At 40.6% G+C, this 17,285-nt stretch carries 17 protein-coding genes; 6 read left to right on the forward strand and 11 right to left on the reverse strand.

All coding sequences use genetic code 11. From position 1 onward, the window contains the following. Nucleotides 1–104 precede the first annotated feature (104 nt). Nucleotides 105–326 carry a hypothetical protein gene (locus tag FTT78_RS05860; RefSeq protein ID WP_180043644.1) on the forward strand — a complete coding sequence of 74 codons (222 nt, stop codon included), beginning with the start codon at nucleotides 105–107 and terminating at the stop codon, nucleotides 324–326. Here the strand turns inward: FTT78_RS05860 and FTT78_RS05865 are convergent. The 4 genes from FTT78_RS05865 to FTT78_RS05880 all read right to left on the reverse strand — a co-directional run bounded on the left by FTT78_RS05865 (nucleotide 289) and on the right by FTT78_RS05880 (nucleotide 4,029). Beyond that, the gene (locus FTT78_RS05865; RefSeq protein WP_154320705.1) at nucleotides 289–1,149 is read right to left on the reverse strand and encodes a DMT family transporter; all 861 of its coding nucleotides are present in this window, start codon (nucleotides 1,147–1,149) and stop codon (nucleotides 289–291) included. The genes FTT78_RS05860 and FTT78_RS05865 overlap by 38 nt on opposite strands. 103 nt (nucleotides 1,150–1,252) lie before the next feature. After that, nucleotides 1,253–2,290 carry a class II fructose-bisphosphate aldolase gene (gene fba, locus FTT78_RS05870; RefSeq protein WP_004973298.1) on the reverse strand — a complete coding sequence of 346 codons (1,038 nt, stop codon included), beginning with the start codon at nucleotides 2,288–2,290 and terminating at the stop codon, nucleotides 1,253–1,255. A 138-nt stretch (nucleotides 2,291–2,428) separates the two neighbouring features. Further along, entirely contained in the window at nucleotides 2,429–2,701 is a 273-nt protein-coding gene (locus FTT78_RS05875) for a hypothetical protein (RefSeq protein ID WP_131260911.1), read from the reverse strand. 140 nt (nucleotides 2,702–2,841) lie between these two features. Further along, the gene (locus tag FTT78_RS05880) at nucleotides 2,842–4,029 is read right to left on the reverse strand and encodes a phosphoglycerate kinase (RefSeq protein ID WP_004973295.1); all 1,188 of its coding nucleotides are present in this window, start codon (nucleotides 4,027–4,029) and stop codon (nucleotides 2,842–2,844) included. A gap of 139 nt (nucleotides 4,030–4,168) precedes the next feature. Between FTT78_RS05880 and FTT78_RS05885 the strand changes: the two genes are divergently transcribed. The 3 genes from FTT78_RS05885 (at nucleotide 4,169) to FTT78_RS05895 (ending at nucleotide 6,440) form a co-directional block, all read left to right on the forward strand. Further along, nucleotides 4,169–4,552, forward strand: a complete 384-nt coding sequence (locus FTT78_RS05885) for a DUF2237 family protein (RefSeq protein WP_004973294.1) — start codon at nucleotides 4,169–4,171, stop codon at nucleotides 4,550–4,552. A 7-nt stretch (nucleotides 4,553–4,559) separates the two neighbouring features. Beyond that, nucleotides 4,560–5,153, forward strand: a complete 594-nt coding sequence (locus FTT78_RS05890; RefSeq protein WP_026438423.1) for a nucleoside triphosphate pyrophosphatase — start codon at nucleotides 4,560–4,562, stop codon at nucleotides 5,151–5,153. Between the two features lie 120 nt (nucleotides 5,154–5,273). Continuing rightward, nucleotides 5,274–6,440, forward strand: a complete 1,167-nt coding sequence (locus tag FTT78_RS05895) for a cupin domain-containing protein (protein ID WP_178865734.1) — start codon at nucleotides 5,274–5,276, stop codon at nucleotides 6,438–6,440. 33 nt (nucleotides 6,441–6,473) lie between these two features. On the opposite strand, the gene FTT78_RS05900 is transcribed toward FTT78_RS05895, so the two are convergent. From FTT78_RS05900 to FTT78_RS05925, 6 genes are all read right to left on the reverse strand, one after another. After that, entirely contained in the window at nucleotides 6,474–8,384 is a 1,911-nt protein-coding gene (locus FTT78_RS05900; protein WP_167846047.1) for an ATP-binding protein, read from the reverse strand. Beyond that, nucleotides 8,381–9,085: a response regulator transcription factor gene (locus FTT78_RS05905; protein ID WP_004973283.1), complete on the reverse strand. Its 705-nt coding sequence runs from the start codon at nucleotides 9,083–9,085 to the stop codon at nucleotides 8,381–8,383. Before FTT78_RS05905 ends, FTT78_RS05900 begins: the two co-directional genes overlap by 4 nt. Before the next feature lie 276 nt (nucleotides 9,086–9,361). After that, the gene (locus tag FTT78_RS05910; RefSeq protein WP_096900878.1) at nucleotides 9,362–10,405 is read right to left on the reverse strand and encodes an alpha/beta hydrolase; all 1,044 of its coding nucleotides are present in this window, start codon (nucleotides 10,403–10,405) and stop codon (nucleotides 9,362–9,364) included. Beyond that, nucleotides 10,405–11,532: a YdcF family protein gene (locus tag FTT78_RS05915; RefSeq protein ID WP_180043642.1), complete on the reverse strand. Its 1,128-nt coding sequence runs from the start codon at nucleotides 11,530–11,532 to the stop codon at nucleotides 10,405–10,407. The genes FTT78_RS05910 and FTT78_RS05915 overlap by 1 nt, the downstream gene beginning before the upstream one ends. Before the next feature lie 6 nt (nucleotides 11,533–11,538). After that, on the reverse strand, nucleotides 11,539–12,579 hold the full coding sequence (gene murB, locus FTT78_RS05920; protein ID WP_180043640.1) for a UDP-N-acetylmuramate dehydrogenase: 1,041 nt from the start codon (nucleotides 12,577–12,579) through the stop codon (nucleotides 11,539–11,541). Nucleotides 12,580–12,582: 3 nt separating this feature from the next. After that, the gene (locus FTT78_RS05925; RefSeq protein WP_004973278.1) at nucleotides 12,583–13,092 is read right to left on the reverse strand and encodes a low molecular weight protein-tyrosine-phosphatase; all 510 of its coding nucleotides are present in this window, start codon (nucleotides 13,090–13,092) and stop codon (nucleotides 12,583–12,585) included. 119 nt (nucleotides 13,093–13,211) lie between these two features. Here FTT78_RS05925 and FTT78_RS05930 point away from each other — a divergent pair, with 119 nt between their 5' ends. Next, nucleotides 13,212–14,372, forward strand: coding sequence for an iron-containing alcohol dehydrogenase (locus FTT78_RS05930; protein ID WP_004973276.1), 1,161 nt, complete (start codon nucleotides 13,212–13,214; stop codon nucleotides 14,370–14,372). 101 nt (nucleotides 14,373–14,473) lie between these two features. Continuing rightward, nucleotides 14,474–14,923 (forward strand): thioesterase family protein, encoded by a 450-nt coding sequence (locus tag FTT78_RS05935; RefSeq protein ID WP_004973275.1) that lies wholly within the window; start codon nucleotides 14,474–14,476, stop codon nucleotides 14,921–14,923. Nucleotides 14,924–14,983: 60 nt separating this feature from the next. Here FTT78_RS05935 and dnaX read toward each other — a convergent pair whose 3' ends face one another. Beyond that, a complete protein-coding gene (gene dnaX, locus FTT78_RS05940) occupies nucleotides 14,984–17,239 on the reverse strand; it encodes a DNA polymerase III subunit gamma/tau (RefSeq protein WP_004973273.1) in 2,256 nt (751 codons plus the stop codon). Nucleotides 17,240–17,285: the final 46 nt, after the last annotated feature.

Here is a 17,285-nt window from a genome sequence, read left to right on the forward strand (position 1 = left end):
GATAACACTAGGGACAAAATTTGTCCCTATTTTTTGGTCTGAATTTTGCTTTATCTATATTTGCAATCTGTACTCAATCTCTATCAAAAATAAAAATGAGGTGTATGATGCTCAATTTAATGCCGCTAAAACTAGAATGCCGACGTTGTAAAAAACTGTATTTATATCAAGCCAAACCAAGCTATCCAACCCTGCGCTGCCCGATCTGCGATAGAACCACAATGCTGCATGGTCTTGCAGAAACTGCAGATTTATTGCGACATCCTTTTCGCTTTATGTCGAGTTATCTTAAACCGTCATGGCATAAGCGAGGCAAAGCACACTAAGCAATGCCAAGCCTAGCCCAATAGTGGTCGTGCTTTTCAGCTTTTCTTTAAAGAACAATACACCACTGATCACGCCAAATAGCACCACTAAAATATTCATCCCTGCAAATACCACTGCAGGGCTGTCTTTGAGCAGCATGTGAGCTTTGACATACAAGGCAATATTGGCAAAATTCAGTGCACCCAAAATTAAACCTGCACTGATATTTTGCATACTGCCCATGCTTTTATCGCGGATTAAGATATAAGCCATCGCCAAAACAAAAGCACATACAAACATCAAATTCAGTGCAACTGCAAATTGCAGTCCTAAACCTGTGGTGTATTTAAGCAAAACATCAATCAGTGCATAACCCAACCAAACACAGCTCAAATATAAGATGCCTTGTTGCGCTTTAGCAGACTGCACTGCAGCACGATGCGAATACAAAATGCATAAGACCGCGATAATCCCAAGCGCGATTCCCACAATTTTCAGTTGGCTAAAATTTTCCTGAAAAATAAAATAAGCGGCTGCTAAAGACAAAACCACTGACAAACGCTGTGCAATTTCAGTTTTTAAAATACCTGCGCTGTCCAACGATTTTGCTAATGCTAAAAAGACACTGGGCAACAACACACCCAAACTAATAATGAGCCACCACGGCGTATGTTGGATTGAGATCGTGCCCAAGTTGGGTTTAAACCAGTAAAAACACAACACACTGGCACTGACATAATTCCATGTAATCATCTGCATGGGGTTAAAACCCTGCGTTTTGCAGACTTTTAATAAAATAGAGACCAGTACACTACAAAAGGCTGCGGCTACAATCAGTTCCATGACACGCTCGAGGATTGTTTTTGTTCTTGATTGGAAATTGTGGACTCATCAGTAAAAAGCCCACAAGGACTGTGGGCTTTCGAGTTCTTAATTAAATTAAGAATTATTTGTAACGTTCAACCATTTTCTCTAAAGAAATTGGGCGAATTTTGTCTGCATTACCTGCAGTACCAAATGCTTCATAACGGTCTATACAAATTTGTTTCATTGCATCTACAGTTTTTGCGAAGAATTTACGTGGGTCAAATTCGCTTGGTTGTTCTGCCATCATACGGCGCATTGCACCAGTAGAAGCTAAACGTAAATCTGTATCGATGTTGATTTTACGCACACCATGCTTAATTGCTTCAACCAATTGCTCAACAGGTACACCATAAGTTTCTTTGATGTCACCGCCGTATTGGTTAATCACCGCCAACCATTCTTGTGGTACAGAGCTAGAGCCGTGCATTACAAGGTGTGTATTTGGCAACGCAGCATGAATTTCTTTAATACGGTCAATTGCAAGAATATCGCCTGTAGGTGGACGAGTAAACTTGTATGCACCGTGCGAAGTACCAACAGCAATCGCTAAAGCATCCACATTAGTATCTGCAACGAAGCTACGTGCTTCTTCAACAGATGTTAACAATTGAGAGTGGTCAAGTACGCCTTCTGCGCCCACGCCATCTTCTTCACCTGCCATACCTGTTTCAAGACTACCTAAACAGCCAATCTCACCTTCAACCGATACACCACACGCATGCGCCATTTGCACAGTACGACGCGTCACTTCGACGTTGTATTCATACGACGTTGGTGTTTTACCATCTTCACCCAAAGAACCATCCATCATTACTGATGAAAAGCCTAGTTGGATCGAACGCTGACATACATCAGGGCTTGTACCATGGTCTTGGTGCATAACCACTGGAATATGTGGCCACTCTTCAATTGCAGCCAAAATCAGGTGACGCAAGAATGGCGCACCTGCATATTTACGCGCACCTGCCGAAGCTTGAACAATTACAGGTGAATTGGTTGCATCTGCGGCTAACATAATTGCGCGCATTTGTTCTAAGTTGTTGACGTTAAACGCTGGAACGCCGTAAGCATGTTCACCGGCATGATCCAAGAGCTGGCGCAATGAAATAAGAGCCATAATATCCTCCCAAATAATGTTGGTTATTCTACCCTGTGATTTGTTTCAATTCAGCAACAAATCGCCTTTTTCAAAAAAAAGTCCCTGCAAAAGCAGGGACTTTTAAACAAATTACTACAATTTGTCGTTTTTCAGCACTTATTGCGCTTCAGAAGCAGCAACTTCTGTGTCTGCAGTCGCAACGTCAGCAGGTGCATTTGCAACGTCTTCAGGAATATCGGTGTTGCCTTCATCCAAGATTGGTTGGTCAATTGCGTCGATTGCAGCTTGTTGTTCTGGTGTAACTTGAGCGTTATCTACAACTGCAGAAGATGCATCAGTTTCAGTCGCAGGTGCGCTTTCTTTTTTTGCACAAGCAGTCAAGGCTAAAGATGCAGCAATTAAAGCAGCAAGTGTTAGTTTTTGAATCATCGTCATTTCCTACAGTTAGGTCATTCATTTACTACAGTTTATTGCATATTTATGACATTTTGATGACTACGGCATGACATAAATATAAAAAAGTTGACCGAAGTCAACCTTTTTAAAAATTATTGATAAATTTTCTAGATTTAAGCGCGTTCTAATAATACCGCAACTGCAGGTAAGGTTTTACCTTCTACAAATTCAAGGAATGCACCTCCACCTGTAGAGATATAGCCGATTTTGTCTGCAACTTCATACTTGTCAATTGCAGCTAAAGTGTCACCACCGCCTGCAATAGAGAAACCTGCAGATTCTGCAATCGCCAATGAAAGTGCTTTCGTACCTTCACCAAATTGATCAACTTCAAATACACCCACTGGGCCATTCCAAAGAATTGTTTTTGAAGTTTTTAAAATTTCAGCAAATGCTTTTGCAGTTTCTGGGCCTACGTCTAAAATCATATCGTTGTCTGCAACATCTTCAACTTTTTTCACAGTTGCTTTCGCTGCTGCCAATGAACCCAAGAAATCTTCAAAATTAATTTCAGCGGCATCTGCAACTACAACATCGGTTGGCAGTGGTACAGAAACTTTTGCGGCAATTGCTTTGGCAGTGTCAATCAAATCATTTTCACATAATGATTTGCCCACGTTATAGCCTGCTGCAGCAAGGAAAGTATTGGCAATACCACCGCCTACAATTAATTGATCGCAAATATCAGACAATGAAGTCAATACATCTAACTTAGTCGATACTTTAGAACCTGCAACAATCGCCACCATTGGTTTTTCAGGTGTTTTTAAGGCACGACCCAAAGCATCTAATTCCGCAGCCAATAATGGGCCTGCTGCTGCCACTGGTGCTAAACGTGCAACGCCTTCAGTAGAGGCTTCTGCACGGTGCGCGGTACCAAATGCATCCATCACAAATACATCACACAATGCTGCATATTTAGCGGCAAGTTCTGGGTTGTTTTTCTTTTCACCGTGGTTAAAACGGCAGTTTTCCAATAAAACGACTTGACCAGGAGCAACGTCTACACCATCTAAATAGTCAGTGATCAGTTGAACATCTTGACCTAATGCTTGGGTTAAATACGCAGCTACAGGTGCTAAAGATTGTTCAGCTTTTGGCTCACCTTCAACAGGACGACCTAAGTGAGAATACACCATCACTGCTGCACCTTTGGCAACAGCAGCTTGAATCGTTGGCAATGCCGCACGTAAACGTGCATCGCTGGTGATCACACCATTTTTAACAGGTACGTTTAAATCTTCACGAATAAGGACACGCTTACCTGCTAAATCGAGGTCAGTCATACGCTGAAAGTTCATGTATAGCTCACTTTATTGATATCAAAACGCCACGATTTTAAATGATTATGCAGAAAAAGGTTAGCAACTTTTGTAGAATTGCTGTTTAAAGCAAAAGTTTTGATTATGATAGAGAAAAGCCACCATCTTTCTCGCACTTATGTCTATTCATCCTGATCCAAATATCAATCGTTTAAATGTTTTGGGCGAATCTCTCGCCAGTTGTTGCTTTGATCCTATTACTGGATATTTTCGTAACGGTTTTTGTCATACCGCCCCAACCGATTTAGGTCAGCACACCGTTTGTGCACAAATGACCTCTGATTTTTTAAATTTCTCGCAAAAAATTGGCAATGATTTAATCACGCCAGTACCAGAAGTTGGTTTTAACGGCTTACAACCGGGTGATTTCTGGTGTATTTGCGTCACCCGTTGGGTTGAAGCCTATCAGGCAGGTCAAGCACCACCAATTAAAATTCAAGCCTGTCATCAGTCAGTATTGTCTTATGTGCCTTTAGATATTTTGATGGATTATGCGGTGTGATGATCTGATGCAACATCCTGAAATTATTTTAGCGTCTGGCAGTCAAACTCGTCAGCAATTGATGAATCGTCTGCATTTGGCGTATAAGTCAATTTCACCTGATATTGATGAATCTGCACAGGGTGAATTGCATGCAGATAATTTGGCGCGACGCTTGGCTTTTGAAAAAGCACACTGTATTGCGCAGCAATATCCTGATGCAATTGTGATTGGTTCAGATCAAGTGGCATGGCGTGAACAGCAGCCAGATATTTTTATAGGTAAACCGCTCACTTCAGAAAAAGCTATACAACAATTACAAGCCAATTCAGGTCAAACGGTTTATTTCAGCACTGCGCTGAGTGTGCAGCAGCAATCTACAGGCTTTGAACAAACGGTTGTAGAACACTACACAGTTAAATTCCGCAGCTTAACTGACAATGAAATTGCACGATATGTTGCAAAGGAACAACCGCTACACTGTGCAGGTAGTTTTATGTGCGAAGGTTTAGGTATTAGTCTGTTTGAAGCCATGCAAGGCAATGACCAAACTACCTTGATGGGTCTGCCGATGATTCAGTTATGCCGCATGTTAAGAATGCTGAATATTCAGGTTCCTTAAGTTTAAAACTGTGTAATTTAACAGCCGTGAATATTTATAAAGACTATAAATCACCTTGCCCTTTGCAGCGACAAATCAGACAATATTGAGATTATTGATAAAACTTGCTTAGGCTATTTTATGTCGCAACCTTTAGATGTTTTGGGCGGAATTACCGCAGAACAATTCCTAAGTGAATATTGGCAAAAAAAACCACTTTTGGTACGCAATGCACTCCCAGAAATTGCCAACCTACTTGAACCTAGTGACGTGATGGAACTGGCTCTCGAAGAAGATGTGACTGCCCGTTTAATCAAACAAAAAGATCGTGATCCAAATCAATGGACTGTGAAATCATCACCGCTCATTAAGGCTGATTTTCAAAAAATGCCAAAGTTGTGGACGCTATTGGTACAAGCCGTTGATCATTACTCTTTTGATCTCGCTGAACTTTGGAAAAAATTTCCTTTTATTCCGCAATGGCGACGTGATGACATAATGGTGTCTTATGCCCCTAAAGGCGGCTCTGTAGGTCAGCATTTTGATTTCTACGATGTGTTTTTGCTACAAGGCTATGGATATCGTCGTTGGCAACTTGGGCAAATGTGTGATGCTGAAACTGAATTTGTCGCAGGACAACCGTTAAAATTATTGCCTGAAATGCAGGTCAATTTTGATGAAGTTCTTGCACCTGGCGATTTACTCTATGTGCCACCGGGTTTGGCACATTATGGCGTGGCGGAAGATGATTGTCTGACGTTCTCGTTCGGTTTCCGCATGCCGAATATTAGTGAAATGATGGATCGAGTGAGCGATAAATTCTCTGCCGATGAAATGTTACGCACGCCACTACAAGACCTTGTTCGTAAAAAAAGTACCCAAATTGGCGAAATGACTGCGACAGAATTGGATTATCTGAAAGCAGAATTGTGGGCGCGTTTACAAAACTCATCGGTGTTGGATGATGCGATTTTAAGCTTAATGTCTGAACCGAAATATCCTGAAAATATTCCTGAAGTAGATGAAATAGGTGTAGGCGATTTAGAAGATGCGCTAGATCAGGGTTATCAAATCATGTTGGAACCCGCCTCTCGCCTACTTTATGCAAATCAGCTAGATGAAGTTTTATTTTGGGCGAATGGTGAAGCGATTTGTGTCGCAGAAGCATCTATCCCTACGCTGCAAAAAATTGCCAATGGTGAACGCGTGCTGCTCGATGAAAACCTTTACGACGCAAATATTTTGGAAGATTTGGTACAACTGCTCAATGAATCCATTTTAATGTTGTTACCTGCTGAAGACGCTTAAAATATTCGTTTCAGCCCCCTCAAGATGATCAATTCATCTTGGGGAATTTAGATAAGCGGGATCTAAAGTTAAAACTGCCTGAATTAACGTATAGCCAGGTGTCGAATTTAATTTTAATTGCCCTCCAACCCGTTCTAAACGCATTTTCATACTGCGCATCCCAATACTCATGCCATGTTCAAGCACGCTATTGGCTTCAAAACCTACACCATCATCCTGAATTTTAAGTACCAATTGCTTAGGCGGTACAAATTGCATACTGACGGATACATGCTTGGCTTGGCTGTGTTTAATCACATTGGTTAAACTTTCTTCTAATACCCGCATCAAAGTTAAGCACTGTAACGAATTCGGCTCAATCACCCATTCATTTGGAAAATCCCACTTGGAATGAATATCCATTTCATCCATCAATTGACTAAAACGATGACGTACTGGCGCAACCCAAATTTTAGGATTTTCAGGCACTTTAGAACCAATGGAAGAACCACTATCAATAATTTGACGTAAATCATCACGCAGTAATTTCAGCATAGATAAGAACTGCTGATTACTCATGTTCTGTTCGCTTTGGTCGACCATAATCATGGAACGTACCAAAGATGCACCCAAACCATCATGCAAATCATGCGATAGATGAATCCGCTCTTGCAAACGCACATTTTCCAATTCTAAATAATGCTTTTCTGACATACTGCGTTTTAAATCATCACTGACTTCAAAAACTTTAAGCTCTAAATCTTGATTAAATTTCTCAATTTTTTGAATATTTCTTTTTAGGCGTATGCCTAAAATAATCGCAATAAATAAAGTAATTACTGGCGAGGTATACGGTGATAATGGCTGATATAAACTTGCCGTTGCCGCATTACTTAAACGAAATACATCTACACCCGCAAAAAAGCCAATCAAGGTTAAACAAAATAGCAGCAGATATACTTCTGTTTTTGGGGATTTATACGCTAAATACGCCAAATAAAAATAAACCACGACTAGTAAGCTGGCATAACTTAAAAAGACAATCCCAAATACCAGTTTGACATAATCTAAGGGTGTTAAAAACACACAAACGATTACCGCTAAACTCAGAATAAAAATACTTTCTTCCAATATTGGCAAGCGTTGATTGACAAACCTAATTAAATACAGACTAAAAGCTAAAACATAGAGGATAAAAAAGCTTAAATTGGCTTGAGATGCCACCAATACACTTGGGTATGGAAAGGTTTCTGTGGTTAAAAAATGAGAAATAAATAATAACCAGAACATGCAACTCAACGCGAACCAACCAAAACTCTGATCACGGCGTAAAAACAGCCAAATAACCAAACATAAAATGCCTAAAGTGGCAGATAAAATCGCATTAATTTCAAATAAAGTACGTTTATTCCATATACTTTGCTGGTGCTGTTCAATATTGTTATGCACATTATTAAAACTTATTTTTCCTATACCCGCATTTTGAAATGCATATCCATTTACATAGACCAATATTTGATTTTTACCTTGTTTTAAGCCTGAAATAGGTAAAATCCAGTAACGTGGCATATTCCAGTTTTTTGACAAAGGCTCTTCTAAATGTTGACTTGCCCAAAGTAAATCTTGATTCAGATAAACTGCCCCTGCACTATTTAAAAAATTCAGTGCAAAAACGATGGGTTGATTTAAACGATGATCACGCTCACAAAACCACTCCCACTCTATTTTGTACCACGCCCCACCATTATAATTTTTCCAGCGATCATCCCAAACGTCGGGCAGTTGAACATTTTCCCAACCCGTTTCAGGTTTTTTATTATGTGATGCTGTTTTGGCAGAGCTGATTGAAAGTACATGCACATTGCAGTACTGATTAATTGGGTACACCACTTGCTGCGCATAGCTTTGCCACGCACAGAACAATAACAACACGCCCAAACCACACTGCCAAAGCCTTTGAATCATAAAAGACCTAAAGTTCTAGCGGTACTGACAGCCTTAGTGCGTTTAGTGACCGACAACTTCCGATAGATATGTTTAATATGACTTTCAACGGTATAACGCGACACAAATAATTGCTCAGCAATTTCACGGTTACTTAAGCCCTGCGCCACCAGATTTAAAATTTCTAATTCACGATTGGTGAGCTGTTCATAATGTGAGTTGAATGCTTGAGCATCGGCGCGATCTGATAAATCTTCGGTCAGCACGGGTACTTTTTGATGTGAAATTTGCGATAAAATTTCACGGGCGATAAATGGGTCTATCGGTGCACCACCTCTTAAAATGCTGCGTATTGCGATAATAATTTCAGCATCATCACGTTCTTTAAGCACATAGCCTGTTGCACCTGCTTGAATTGCAGAAAATAAGCTGTCTTGGGTGCTCCATGCAGAAATCACCAAAATTAATGCGCTTGGATCTCTAAAATGTAATTGTTCGATTAGTTCTTTACCATTGCCATCGGGCAAGCCTAAATCGACTAAAGCTAAAGCAATCGGATGATCTTCTATACACGTCATTGCAGCTTTAAGATGACTCACGAAAAATAGCATGTCATCTTGATAGCCAATATCATGCAAAATTTTTCTAAGACGTGACTGAATAATAGGCTCATCTTCAACAATTAAAACCGGTACGGGTAATATCGCTTCCATTTCTGCCATCATTCATCCCCTTGATTATGTTTGTAAATATATCAATCGTTTTGATGTAAACACTATCCCTAGAATTAAGGAGTTTTTCAAATTTAGCTTATTTTATAAACATGAGCATAGCACTGAAACATGAAACTCGAGCATGAAATAAAAAATAAATGTGAAGTACTATTTTATTTTAGAAATCGCTTCACATTTTAATGAGCAGCGCAGCATAAATATGCTTTGATGCCGAGAACAGCATCAAAGCAAATGTAGAGCCGTATTTAAAAGATGGTTGATAAATTAATAATAAGTCTTAGAGCTATGTGCATGTAAAAATGCAGGAATCAGCCCTGTTAAAGCCGCACGAATATCCGCACGTTCATTGATTAATTGATGCGAGCCTTCTTCTAACATGAGTAAGGTTTGCAGGCGGAATTTACGCCGAATAAACTCAATGTTGTAGCGCCAATCTACGGTTTGATCTTGCGCCCCTTGTGCCAACCAAACAGGAATACGGCAAGCTGGACGTTCTTCCATCTCCAACATCCATTTAGACATGGCTAAAATCCAATCCATGCCCATCATTCTAGGTTGCAGCGGGTCTTTTAAACGCACAAAGCGTAAAAATTCAGGATTATGATTATTGCGTCGGAAATGTCGCGGCACTTCACGCTTAATCCGACGGATAATGCCCAAACCAACAGAGTTATGCCACCATGCCGATTTTGCAGGACGAATCAAAGGCGATAACAACAACACACGCTCTACAAATGGATTTTCACGGCGCTGAGCAAATTCCAACAAGTGATGCATCCAAATTGCACCACCTGTACTTTGCCCAATGCCCAACCACGGTTTTGGCAATTGATCGGCATTTTTTACATATTGATAAACCGCATGTAATACTTGCTGATAATGATCAAAATTTTTGATGTTGGCAGGATAACCATCACTCAATCCATGTCCGGGCAAATCATAAGTCAAAACACTAAAGCCCTGCTCTAATAATTCTTTGACGATAGGTTGATAAATCCCGCTATGTTCCAAATAGCCATGCAGTAGAAATACCGTGCCCTGCACCTGATCAAATTTGGTTTTGCTTAAATCGGGTTGAAAAATTTGCACATGCAATTTAAACAACGGCATTTGCACATAGCCTTGCCAATGTTCACAGTCCAACAAATGAAAACCATATAGCTGTCGATAGGCTTGTAACTCAACACTCGGTTCAAAACCACGATTCAAATTTAAAGGTTGTAGAATTTGTGGTGTGGTTTCCCTACTCGGCACTGGCAAATCTAATTGCTTCAACACGCTTGGGTTTAAAAATGGAATATCAGGCATTATGGCACCTCGCGACATGCGCTAGAACCAATCAAGACATCCCGAATGGCGGCAAGCATTTCATAATTGGCACGGCGGCTGTGATCATAGTTTTGTTCACTTGGACGCCATGCGGTCAGTTGAGTCGGCATTGGAGCTTCGACAGGAATCGTTTCAATTCCATTTAAAGCAAATAAACGGCGGGTGCGTGGCATGTGATAACGGTCTGTAATCAAAATCACTGTCGGCGCCCCCCCTTTTTTTTGTAATAATAAAGAACTAAAACGTGAATTTTCACAAGTATTCATGCTGCGATCTTCTAATAATTTTGCTTCGACATCATATTTTTTTAACCAACGCTGCATATAAGGTGCTTCTACACCACTCAGTACAATCGGCAATTGATATTGTTTTACCACCGCTAGGGTCGTTTCTAAACGTAAACGTGTGTAGTCATTGACCACAATATCTTTGCCATTATCATCTAAAGTTAAGCCACCACCTAAAACCACAATCGCATAAGGTTTAGAGTTTGCAGGTATTTTTGGAATATTTTGTTGCTGAATTAAAGCAATATCTTTAAAGATTTCTTCATCTACAGGCTCACTTTCGGTTTCGGCAATTTTATGAGTGCTTAAAAACTCCAAGTATTGTTCCATGAGTACCTGATTTTCATGACTATCCAAATTGAGCAAGGCTTTTACATTTTCGGATGGGTCTTCTACAACTGCTTCAGAAGCTGCATTAGACACCAACAATGGGACTTGCGGCAACTCTTGCTCAGATGCTAATTTTTTTTGCGTTTGTTCTTCTAAAATAAGCGCTTGTAAGGCTTTATAACGAGCCTGAATTAAAGTTAAATTTTTCGAATTTTCAGATTGAATCTCTTGCTCCATCAGCTTCAAATAAGCTTGTCGGGCAATCCATAAATCTGAACCGGGCTCCAAACTGTCTTGATCACTAAAAGCCGCCATTTGCTGACTTTTTGCTGCCACTTGATTCACTTCTACAGGCACCAAAGTGTTCAGCGTTTTGACCACCAAAGTAGAATAAAAAGGTGAATAAATAAAAATCATGAATGCTGCAAACAATACAAAGAGCACGGCAGCAATTTGTACCAATCTGAGCATCCAACGATTCTGTTTCATCTTCACTTAACCTACCGGTTGATATGCACTAATCAAACCTGTTTCATCAAATAACACAGGTTCAGGTTCTAGTGAAATACCAAAACGACTCAAAACATCTTGCTGCACAGCACGATAGGTGTGTTGCACATCTGCCAAAGTGGCATCGGCATAATTGACTAAAACCAACGCTTGTTTATGAAACATACCCACCACACCCAGTTGTTTTCCCTTCCAGCCAGCTTGATCAATCAACCAGCCTGCTGCAATTTTAACTTGCGCATTCGGCTGTGGGTAATGGGGTAAATTTGGAAATTGTGCTGCAATTTGGTCAAATTGCTGAGTCGAAATCACAGGATTTTTAAAGAAACTACCTACATTTGGATATTCTGCAGGATTAGGCAGCTTACTTTGGCGAATTTGAATGACTTGTTGCTGCAGATTTTCAGCAGTTTGCTCATCGCCTACAGCAGCTTTTAAGTCGCCATAATTTAATTTTAACGCAGCCTGTTTTAACAGTTTAAAAGTCACATGGGTAATGATGTAACGGTTGGGATGATCTTTAAAAATACTGTGTCGATAGGCAAACTGACAATCTGCAGCAACAATTGAGCTGAATTGTTGGCATTCACGATCATAGACCTGCACAGATTCAATAAACTCACCGACTTCAACGCCATAAGCACCAATATTTTGCACAGGTGAAGCGCCGACCAAACCTGGAATTAAAGCCAGATTTTGCAGACCATATAACTTTTGTTCCGTACTCCACAACACAAACTCATGCCAGACTTGTCCTGCCCCAACTTTTAGGGTGACACTTGCATCATCTTCAGCGCATTTTTCGATGCCCTGAATATCCATGTGCATGACCAAGGCATGAATATGTTCAGGCAATAACATATTGCTACCACCCGATAAAATCAGCACATTTAATTGTTCTTTCTGGGCAAATGCCAAAGCATCCTGTACATCTTGAATATTTTCAATTTTGACATAATGCGACGCAGTTGCATCTAAATTGAGCGTATTGAAAGGTTTGAGTTGCATGTTGTAGTGAATGTGCATGACTTAAACCTTCAATTCAAATTGTTGTTGTAAAACTTTCACCCATGCGCGACTACTCGACTCGCATTGATCGAGCACCCGCTCAAAACCATCGGCTTCGCCATAATATGGATCGGGTAATTCTTGCTGCGTATAATGCGGATCGTGTTCGCTCATTAAGGCTATTTCAGCGCGCAAACTGCCCAGTTCAGCTTCAGCACGGCGCATTAAAGATTGAATATTGCTTAAGTTTTCAAAATCCATCGCCAAAATCAAATCAAACTCGACAAAGTCTTGTATACGTAACTGACGCGCGCGCAATGTAGATAAGTCATAACCACGTTTGAACGCATGTTTTTGGCTGCGTAAATCTGGGGCTTTGCCTGGATGATAATTACTGGTTCCAGCAGAATCTACCAACACATTGAGTTGTTGTTCATCACAAAAATGTCGAAGTACAATTTCTGCCGTTGGAGAGCGGCAAATATTTCCCAAACAAACACATAACACCTTATATGGCGTTTTGGATGACATAAACAACCTCAAAGCTACTTTATTTTTAAGAGTCTTATGTTAAGTTATTTATGATATGAATCCTATATCGTGACCCTACAATAATGTTGAATTAAGTATAAAAATTAGGAATAAAGACGATGCAGCATTTTCAATTTCAAACAGTTGGCAACATTATTTCTGGATTGGGTTCAATTTCTGAACTAAAAACGGTTTTAACCGAAAAAAATTATAAGCGTTTGTTATTGGTCACCGATGCTGGCATTTTACAACAACAATTACATCAACCTATTTTAGAAATTTTAAAGCAACTGCAACTGGACTATGCCATTTACTCGAATGTGCAAGCCGACCCCGCAGAACAGATTGTGTTAGAAGCAGTTGATTTTGCCAAACAGCAAAATATTGATGTTGTATTAGGTTTTGGTGGGGGTAGTGCGATGGATGTCGCCAAAATTATTGCCGTGCTGAGTCATCCTGCACAAACTCAACAACTGTCAGACTTGTACGGTGTCGGCAATGCGAAAGCACCACGTTTACCGCTCATTCTAGTTTCCACTACAGCAGGCACAGGTTCAGAAGTCACACCTATTTCCATTGTCACCACAGGTGCAACCAGTAAAACAGGCATTGTTTCTCCTATTTTATATGCCGATGTTGCCATTTTAGATGCCAATTTTACCCGTCATCTACCTGCACAGATTACCGCAGCCACAGGTATAGATGCGATGGTACATGCCATTGAAGCCTATACTTCTAAAATCAAAAAAAATGCGTATTCAGATTTTCTGGCAAAACATGCGCTGCGTTTACTTGATCAAAACTTAAAATTAGTGCTTGAAGATGGCAGCAATATGCAAGCACGGCAAAACATGCTGTTTGGTTCAATGCTGGCAGGACAAGCCTTTGCCAATGCTCCTGTGGCTGCGGTACATGCGCTTGCCTATCCTTTAGGCGGACATTTCCATATTTCACATGGGCATAGCAATGCATTGGTACTAACCGAAGTTTTAAAATTTAATGCGCCTGCAGCCAAACAGTATTATGCAGAACTGATGTGTTGGTTAGACCCACGCAGTAAAGGCTGCACAGATGGATTATGTGATTTGTTTATTGATCATTTACAAAATCATTTAGATCAAAGTGGCTTGGTGTTAAAACTCAATGCCCTAGGCATAGCAGAAAACATGCTGCCACAACTGGCAGAAGATGCGATGCTGCAAAGCCGTTTATTGCAAAACAACCCGAGAGCAATGCAAATGCAGGATGCGTTACAGATTTACCAAGCCATTTATGCCTAACATTTACGCTTAACGTTCTGTATTTAACTTTCTACATTTATTTGGGATGATTTCCACCCATTAAAGCATGACACCACGTCGATAAAAATATAGGTAAACTTGTGAAACCTGACACCAAAACCCGTGAGCAATACGCTTTTTTCTTTCCCATCCAAACTCGCTGGGCAGACAACGATATGTATGGACATGTCAATAATGTCACTTATTACAGCTATTTTGACAGCGCAGCCAATGCCCTACTGATGCAAAAAGCAGGCTTTGAACCCAAACGATCACCCTGTATTGGTTTAGTGGTCAATTCCACCTGTCATTTTTTGCAGGAATTGTCCTATCCTGAAATGATTGAAGTAGGTGTTGCTATTCAAAAAATTGGAAACTCATCCTTAATTTATGATTTGGCAATTTTTAAAAACAATCAAAATCTTGCCGCTGCACAAGGACAAGTGGTGCATGTATTTGTAGATCGAATTACACGCCAAAACTGCCCGATTCCTGACTCCATCCGCGAAGCATTACAGCCATATAAAAGCACAGATTCAGCTTGCGCTTAGCAAAAAATAAGGCTGGTTTGACCCAGCCTTAAAATTCTGCAAACAAAAGCTAACAACAGGTTATTTCAACTGAATGTTATGTAATTCGCCATCAAAGTTTTGCAAAATATCTTTCACAATCGGTTCTTGATGCAATAAATTTTCAGCCCGTTGATAAGCGCGTTGTTTGCGCTGTTGCTGCAAAATGTACGGTGTCGTGTCATCCACATTTTCATATTGCACTTTAAACAGAGTTTTACTCCACTGTTCTTTTAAAGCACTTTCTAAAGCATGTTGCAGTTGAGTCAATAACTGCTGATATTGCTCAGGAATATGAAAAACCGATTCAGCATTAATCTGCCCCGTCATTACGCCATGCTGCGCCAATTCTTGCACGGCAGGTGACAACTCGCTGTGTCTAAACCAATATTCCCACTTGTCTAAAGTCCACTCACCTTCTAAAACTTGCGGCTGTAAACGCAGAATATCCTGCGGCATTAATTGATCATCGGCATTAGATGCTATGGTTTGCTGCGGTTGTGCTGTCGCACTGGCAACATTCGGTTCGACTTCAGTCGCTGCTAAATCAAATAAAGCGGTTTCTGCATTACTTACATTTTGTGTAATTGACGGTGAAGCATTATTCGATTGTAGTGTAGATGAAACTAGCGATGTTTCGGCTGATGCAGCAAGATCACCTAACGGTGCAACGGCATCAAAACTTTCCAGTAAAAAATCATCATGACTTTGCACATCAGATGTAGTGCTTACCGATGAGGCATCTTCATCTAAACCAAACAATTGTGCATCTGCATTTGGATCAAACACGATAGATTCAGATTGCTTATCCTCAGCCTGTATTGCAGTTTCTTCATTCACTGCAGGTTCTGACATAGATTCTGGTGAAATCGCAGCTGTTGAGTGTAGCGCTTGCGGAGTCGGTTGTTGCGCTTGAATCGACTGTTGATCTTGATGTGTTAAAGCTTCAGGCTCATCCTCATCTAAAAAATCATCTGAAGAAGGTTCTGCAACACTGGTTTGTGTCGTGGTGTGATCTGAATAATCGTCATCCTCATAGTCAAATCCATCAAGATCAGGTGTTGCAACCGCATCTAATTCAGTTACATGCTGTTCCGCTTGTGCTGTATTTTGAGTTGCCACAGCTTGTGGAGTTTGCTCCATTTGAGCAACTGGCTGGGAAGCCGCTGTTTGTGCAGTATTTTGTGGCGCAGCAACCAACACTTCATTGGCTTGCAAAGGTCGAAATGCCAGTAAACGCAGTACACACATTTCAAAGCCTTGTTCTTGGGTTACGGCAATTTGTAAATCGGCGCGTCCTTTACAAGCAATTTGATAATACAACTGTAAATCTTGTGCAGAGATCAGACCCGCAAGCTGCTGAATTTTTTGATTAATTTCAGCACTGTATTTTAGGTTTAAATCTGGCAGATATTGCATGATTGCCAATTCATGCAGTGTCGAAATTAACTGATCCAACACCAAAGACACATCTAAAGCTTGCTGTCTAAATTGTAATAACAACTGACTCACACGCTGCTGTTGGTTTTGATGAATCGCTAAAATCAAATCATAGATAATGGTGCGATCAATCAAGCCCAGCATGTCTTTGACATCTTGATGATGAATTTCACCCTGACCATAAGCAATGGCTTGGTCTGTCAAAGACATCGCATCACGCAAAGAACCTTGCGCAGATTCAGCAATCTGCCAAATTGCATCTTGCTCTGCAACAATCTGTTCTTTGGCTAAAATATCCGTTAAATGACTGGTAATTTCATCGACCTGCAATGGACGCAAAGTAAATTGCAAACAGCGCGAAATCACAGTAATAGGGAGTTTTTGTGGGTCTGTGGTCGCAAACAGAAACTTCACATGCTCAGGCGGTTCTTCCAAAGTTTTTAGCAAAGCATTGAACGAATGCGTAGACAGCATGTGCACTTCGTCAATCAGATAAACCTTAAAACGTCCCTGAGTCGGTGCATAAGGTACGTTATCGAGCAACTCACGTGTGTCTTCAACCTTAGTACGTGACGCCGCATCAATTTCGATTAAATCAATAAAACGACCTTCATTGACCGCAGTACAGGTCGGACACACTTCACATGGGGTAGATGTCACGCCTGTTTCACAGTTCAGGCATTTGGCCAAAATACGCGCAATGGTAGTTTTACCTACACCACGTGTTCCCGTAAAAAGATAAGCATGGTGCAAACGCCCACGTTCCAAAGCACTGGTCAATGCCCGTGATACATGGTTTTGTCCCACCAATTCATTAAAATTACGAGGACGATATTTACGCGCAAGTACCTGATACATGAATGCTCCTTTTTACAGGTCTAAGCATACTGTTTTTTTGGCAAAG

Origin of the sequence: Acinetobacter sp. YH01011 (assembly GCF_013420785.1) — a bacterium.
In the GTDB taxonomy this organism is placed as follows: Bacteria; Pseudomonadota; Gammaproteobacteria; order Pseudomonadales; family Moraxellaceae; genus Acinetobacter; species Acinetobacter towneri.

Excerpts from the sequence above, each read along its gene's own strand:
- FTT78_RS05860 (WP_180043644.1), top strand. The coding sequence starts at position 105 with ATGATGCTCAATTTAATGCCGCTAAAACTAGAATGCCGACGTTGTAAA.
- FTT78_RS05865 (WP_154320705.1), bottom strand. The coding sequence starts at position 1,149 with ATGGAACTGATTGTAGCCGCAGCCTTTTGTAGTGTACTGGTCTCTATT.
- fba (WP_004973298.1), bottom strand. The coding sequence starts at position 2,290 with ATGGCTCTTATTTCATTGCGCCAGCTCTTGGATCATGCCGGTGAACAT.
- FTT78_RS05875 (WP_131260911.1), bottom strand. The coding sequence starts at position 2,701 with ATGATTCAAAAACTAACACTTGCTGCTTTAATTGCTGCATCTTTAGCC.
- FTT78_RS05880 (WP_004973295.1), bottom strand. The coding sequence starts at position 4,029 with ATGAACTTTCAGCGTATGACTGACCTCGATTTAGCAGGTAAGCGTGTC.
- FTT78_RS05885 (WP_004973294.1), top strand. The coding sequence starts at position 4,169 with ATGTCTATTCATCCTGATCCAAATATCAATCGTTTAAATGTTTTGGGC.
- FTT78_RS05890 (WP_026438423.1), top strand. The coding sequence starts at position 4,560 with ATGCAACATCCTGAAATTATTTTAGCGTCTGGCAGTCAAACTCGTCAG.
- FTT78_RS05895 (WP_178865734.1), top strand. The coding sequence starts at position 5,274 with ATGTCGCAACCTTTAGATGTTTTGGGCGGAATTACCGCAGAACAATTC.
- FTT78_RS05900 (WP_167846047.1), bottom strand. The coding sequence starts at position 8,384 with ATGATTCAAAGGCTTTGGCAGTGTGGTTTGGGCGTGTTGTTATTGTTC.
- FTT78_RS05905 (WP_004973283.1), bottom strand. The coding sequence starts at position 9,085 with ATGGCAGAAATGGAAGCGATATTACCCGTACCGGTTTTAATTGTTGAA.
- FTT78_RS05910 (WP_096900878.1), bottom strand. The coding sequence starts at position 10,405 with ATGCCTGATATTCCATTTTTAAACCCAAGCGTGTTGAAGCAATTAGAT.
- FTT78_RS05915 (WP_180043642.1), bottom strand. The coding sequence starts at position 11,532 with ATGAAACAGAATCGTTGGATGCTCAGATTGGTACAAATTGCTGCCGTG.
- murB (WP_180043640.1), bottom strand. The coding sequence starts at position 12,579 with ATGCACATTCACTACAACATGCAACTCAAACCTTTCAATACGCTCAAT.
- FTT78_RS05925 (WP_004973278.1), bottom strand. The coding sequence starts at position 13,092 with ATGTCATCCAAAACGCCATATAAGGTGTTATGTGTTTGTTTGGGAAAT.
- FTT78_RS05930 (WP_004973276.1), top strand. The coding sequence starts at position 13,212 with ATGCAGCATTTTCAATTTCAAACAGTTGGCAACATTATTTCTGGATTG.
- dnaX (WP_004973273.1), bottom strand. The coding sequence starts at position 17,239 with ATGTATCAGGTACTTGCGCGTAAATATCGTCCTCGTAATTTTAATGAA.